1 protein-coding gene is annotated in these 5217 nt (G+C 46.8%); it reads right to left on the reverse strand.

Going from position 1 to position 5217, the window contains the following annotated elements:
• The coding region (locus BSR28_RS08740) for a hypothetical protein (RefSeq protein ID WP_143237660.1) at positions 1 to 4634 on the reverse strand (4634 nt) is incomplete at its 3' end.
• Between the last annotated feature and the right edge of the window lie 583 nt (positions 4635 to 5217).

Raw genomic sequence — 5217 nt, forward strand, 5'->3', positions numbered from 1 at the left:
CCTGCAGCTAAGGCGTAGGGCATCGGGCCAGTACCACCAGAGATGGGGAGCTCGCCACGACGCGGGTCGTGTACCTTGATTAGTCCGTTGAATACGTAGAAGGTATCGTCTACGGGCTTAAGGCAGGTGGTCGGGTCACAGTTTGCGTCGGTCGTGGGGTTACAAACTTCCTGAGAAGAGGATGCCCTACCTTCGACTAGTTTTCCAGCGCCGTCGAACGGGGTGATTACACCATCACTATTAACGCTGAACTTCAACGGCTGAGGTAGCAGCGAAGCACAGTATTCTTTACCGTTCTCACCCTTATTTTCAGGAACACATTCTGGAGCCTTTGTTTCAACCAGCCAGTAGAACTTGGTTGTGCCATCGTCATTTCGGGCCTTTAGGGGGTTGGAGACGAAGGTTGCCAAGCTCTTGTTGGTGGGGTCATTGGCGCCACTGAACTGTGCCTTACAAGCCTTGTGGAGTAGGGAGTCAACCGGGTAGACTTCGCAGTTTCCTAGGTTGTCCTTCAACAACGGAAGCGGTGAGCTACATACTGCATTGGGGTTCGAGTTCGGGTTATCTTCACAGATCTTGAACTCAGCACCACGTAGGTAGAACTTACCAGTGTCATCGGTTTTACGGATGAGGATCTGGAACTCGCCAGGAGTGTGCTTTACGGGCACACAGGCATCGTTGTTCTTAACGCCATCAGTATCACCTGCGTAGGTAACGGTGTTGAAGAAACCAGTTCCTGGAGTGCCTGCACCGTCGTTTCGACACTCGCCAGCTTTCTCCCAATCGGTCTTGGTCGGATTGATGATATGAGCCTTAACGCGAACCAAAATCGATTCTGACTTGTTAGTGCCAACAGAGGTTTCTCCGGCCGGGATCTCAAAGCTGGTTCCCTGCTGAGAGGGGACCACTACCCAGTCGGTCTTACCAGGCAATTGGTATTCGATTGAACGTAGTTCCCATTTGGTCCCTGCAGGTAGAGTCACGTTATCGGTGATAGCAGGGCGGGTGCCAGATGTAGGACCATTGTTAGTTACAGTGATCTTGTAGTCGGCCGTGACCTCGAAGTTGTTGATCTTCTTATCGGCCTGCGTTGCTTCAACAGTTGGAGCAGCGGTACCTGCCTCTGCCCAACCAGTTCCACTCTTGGCAGCCTTTTCTACGCGCCAAGATGTCTTGGGCTTAACGGGGTTACAAGCAATGTTGTCACGGACGGGCTTACCGGGGTAAGTCATTGACTCGTTAGCGAGGCTTACTTGGTTTAGGATACCGCGGCCGTTCTTAGTAACGGTCTGAGTATCGACCTCCATGCTTTCACATTCACCAAGTTTAGTGACATTATTTTCGAATACTGTCTTACCATTATCCGCCACAGTGTTATCAACTACGAGCGGGATGGTAATGGTGAAAGTACCCTTGGCGCCTGCAGGAATGTTATTTATCGAGGTAGCCAGAGTTGCGTTACTTGAAAGTTGAGTTTCAGTTAAGCCATCGGTGGGAACGCCGGCGGGCTCACCAGCTCCAGCGTAGGTTACCTTTGCCTTTTCGGAACCGTCCCACTTCAGACCTGCAGGAACAACGAACAGATCTTTAACTGCTGGGTTAGCAGAATCACCTTCGATGTTGCCTTCAAAATTAGATAGGTTGGTTACGTCAACTTTGTAGACAACGCTTAGTTTACCTTGGGCATTGGGTTCGATTGCTGCACCGACATGTTCACCGTTGGAGGCGAACTTTTCAACCTTAAATTTGGGCTTTAGCGTATTGACTACAACACAGGTAACGTCTTTATCTTTCACTTCAATGGTGTCTTTAGCGCTAACTGCAACGACATCGCCAGAACCATTGGTCTCGGCACAGGACCAATCTTCGTACTGGAAGAAACCAAATTCATTGGTTTCTTTACCCGGCATTTCGGTTAGCTTATAGGTACCGGGAACAACCTGCTGCGACTTATAACCGTAGCCATCGACAACGGAGAAACCAGGTTCGGGCGGCGTCACGATACCCGCGACCGGGTCAACTGAGCCCTCGGGTGCAGCAATTAATCGGAAGTAGTCTGAGTACCGAGTAGACAACGGACTATCTTCAGCACCCTCATCGATAGTCGAGCCGTCTTGACGTACAACCCTCTTCTTAAGGGTCAGACGTACATTCTCAGGCTTTTCCCAAGGGATACATGCCTCATTATTCTTCTCACCATCACTATCTTCGCCCTGAATAGTCACATTGTTAACGAAGCCAAGACCATTACCCGGCGTCGAAGAACTTTCACAATCACCTTGACTTTGAGTCAAGGATGCAAGGCCGTCCTTTGCTTTTAGATCTATCGTAACAATGTAGGTGCGCGTCTCATGAGCTTTAAAAGGAACATCTTCAAAGACGTAACTCACGTGAACAGCATCTTTATCCGAAGTACGTTCGGCGACTAAGTATCCATTTTTCTTAATGGTTACGTCACCAAGTTCAAAGCCGTCAGGGGCAGAAAAATCATCGGTGATTACAGTAGTCGACTTTGAATCCTCATCTTCGCCGAGATTAGTAACCTGAATAGCATAACGAATAGTTGCAGAACCATCACCCTTCAAAGTCACTCGATTGGTTGAGCGGGAGGGCTGTGAAGGATCTTTAGGCTGCACAATTTCCCCACTTAGCGGATCAATAGCGAGTTTCCGAACTTTCTTACCGCCGGGAGCTTCCTGTTCGATAAAGTTACAGGAGCCCATATCCACAATCTGAGGGACGAAAATCGATTTACTAACAACTTCGATATCGTTACCTGTAGCCTTTGTCGCCGGGAAACTGAGCTTTACGAGACTAGATGCTTGCCAATCGGAAACATAGGCATTTCCATTTTTGTCAATGCCCAAGCCATTTATCTGGTTAAAAGTAGCAGTATTCCCTGGACTCTTGAAGTAAGTGTCGGTGTGCGCAAGGGAAGAACCGAGCCCTTGCGTTACTTTGTTATCCTTCAGAATTTCGGCCCTATCGTACTTTTCAAAGGTGAAAAACTTATCAGTGGATGAAGTATTTAGCGTTACAATCACAAGATCGCCCTGAGGGGAAAATGCAAGGTCCCATCCAGCAGATACCGCGTTATGCTTCTTCCATCCTTCGGAAGGGTTGTTAATGTCAAACGACCAAAGGTTACTCTGTTTTCCAAACATAGTGTTAGCTCCGAATACCCAGAGAATACCGAAAGGATCGATACCTACTGAAGGAGCTGCATATGACACCGGTAATCGGCTTAAGGAAACCTTTTTAGGGGTTCCTCCAGAGACTTCACGTTCATACAAATTATAATCAGTACCGATGTAGAATAGCTTATCTTTATGCAACTTAGAAATAGCGATGTTACCTGCTTGAGCATTGATGCCCGGTCCCGCGTACTTTGCTGAATCTACGCCGTTGGCAGAGAACCATTCCACATCTTTAGTATTTTCAGCCTTTCCACCAACATTCCAAATAATGTTGTCACACCAGTTGCTAGTATCAACTGGCCCACCGGGAAGAACAAAAGCATCCGTTGCATAGGCGTCAACATCCGCTTGCGGTCGGGTTACGGGGAAAGAAAGTGCAATGGCCGAGCGAAGAACTTTCCCGTCAGTCGCAACTGCAATACCACCAATCATTTTACAGTTATCGAGATTTACTCGACGCTGTACTTGAATCTCAGTGCCGGAAGGCAGCCATACTCGACCAGTTAGATTCTGTGCATCAAACTCCCAGTTAGCAGAATCCAACCACTTTAGATTCGGATACTCTTCCTTTGATAACAGAGGATTTGGAACGTATGGAGGAGTGGTGTCGTTATCGTTGTATACAACAGTCGCAGTAACTTCACTGTCTGGATGCTCTCTCAACTTTAAATTATTAGCATCAAGCGTTTCAATGAGCTCTCCACGCTTCACTACAATCTTTGAATCCTTGGCAGTCCAAGAATCAACCGACATATTGCCTGACTGGTTTGTGGCAGCGATCTTAATATCAGACAACCAAGCACCGGGCTTATCATTAGGAATCTTGAAATTAAAGGTATAAAGCGGATTACAAGTGTTTGGCTCAACAACACCCTGACCCTCCTGCACCTTCATAGTCGGCACAGCCTTCACATTTGCGGAAATAGAGCCAAATATTGCAGTTCCATCCGCTACATCAGCCTTGACAGTCGCCTGCTTGGTAAATGTTACCGTGGCGTCCTTATTAAAGTTAGCGACCTCAAAGGTCCAAGAACCATCTCCCGAAACCTTTGGCCCAGAAATCTTTGCCCCGTCCGGAAGACCAGAAAAATCCTCAACTTTCGGTGCGCTAATAAAAGGTGCGTTGGAATCTTGGCTTACCGTAATTGAGACAGTTCGGGTAACTCCCTCTTCAGTCATCTTCCCAAACTCAAGAGTTCCGGTGTAAGTAAAGGTCTCACCTTTTCCCGGCTTATCTTTTCCATTCGGAGCGTGAGTGAGGCTCGCAGTAATCGTCGGGTCAGTAGGGTTACCGGGGGTGATAGAGGCGGGAACAAAAGCCTGTGCCGACGGGGCGACCTGCGGGAGGCCAATAATTCCTAGGGAGGCTACCAGGGCAGCAGCAACCGGTACTGCTGAGTGGCGGCGCCCAGGCGCTTTAAACTTAAAACGTGACATCTTTATTAAGACCTTCCGATAGGTGTCTTCTTATAACTTAAACTTAAAATATCAACATATGACAATCGTTTCCACATTATTTTCTGAAAACATGTCACACATGAAGCATCTACTGCCAGACAGGTCACTTATTAAAAGAAAAATGTGAGCTAGTAGCACTTCTACGCATCCAACAGTTTTCAAAATACCCCCATTTAACATCTTCAGAATGTGCGCAAAATAGCCAAAATATTGAGCTATTTTTATAAAGATCCGACTTTGGTCCCCTACCCCAAAAGCAGATTATTAACGATTTGATAACAATAGAGAATGGAAGCAGATTTTAGGACGTTTTCTATCACGATTTAGAAAAGAAAAATTGTTTCCAAAATGATTTTTCTACAAAATCTCAAAATTTCTTTACAAAAATGCCCAAAGCCAGCTATCCACCTAACTTATTCCACTTAGAAAAACAAAATTTAAGGTTTGTTTAGTTGTCACGATAGTTATCTGCGGCCTAATCACTGATCTCTAATTGTTTTGAGGGGGTTCCAACACGTTTACGTGTTGGAACCCCCTCATTCACGGGTTATGCGTTTAGCGG

It is taken from the genome of Boudabousia liubingyangii (assembly GCF_001907245.1).
Classification (GTDB): domain Bacteria; phylum Actinomycetota; class Actinomycetes; order Actinomycetales; family Actinomycetaceae; genus Boudabousia; species Boudabousia liubingyangii.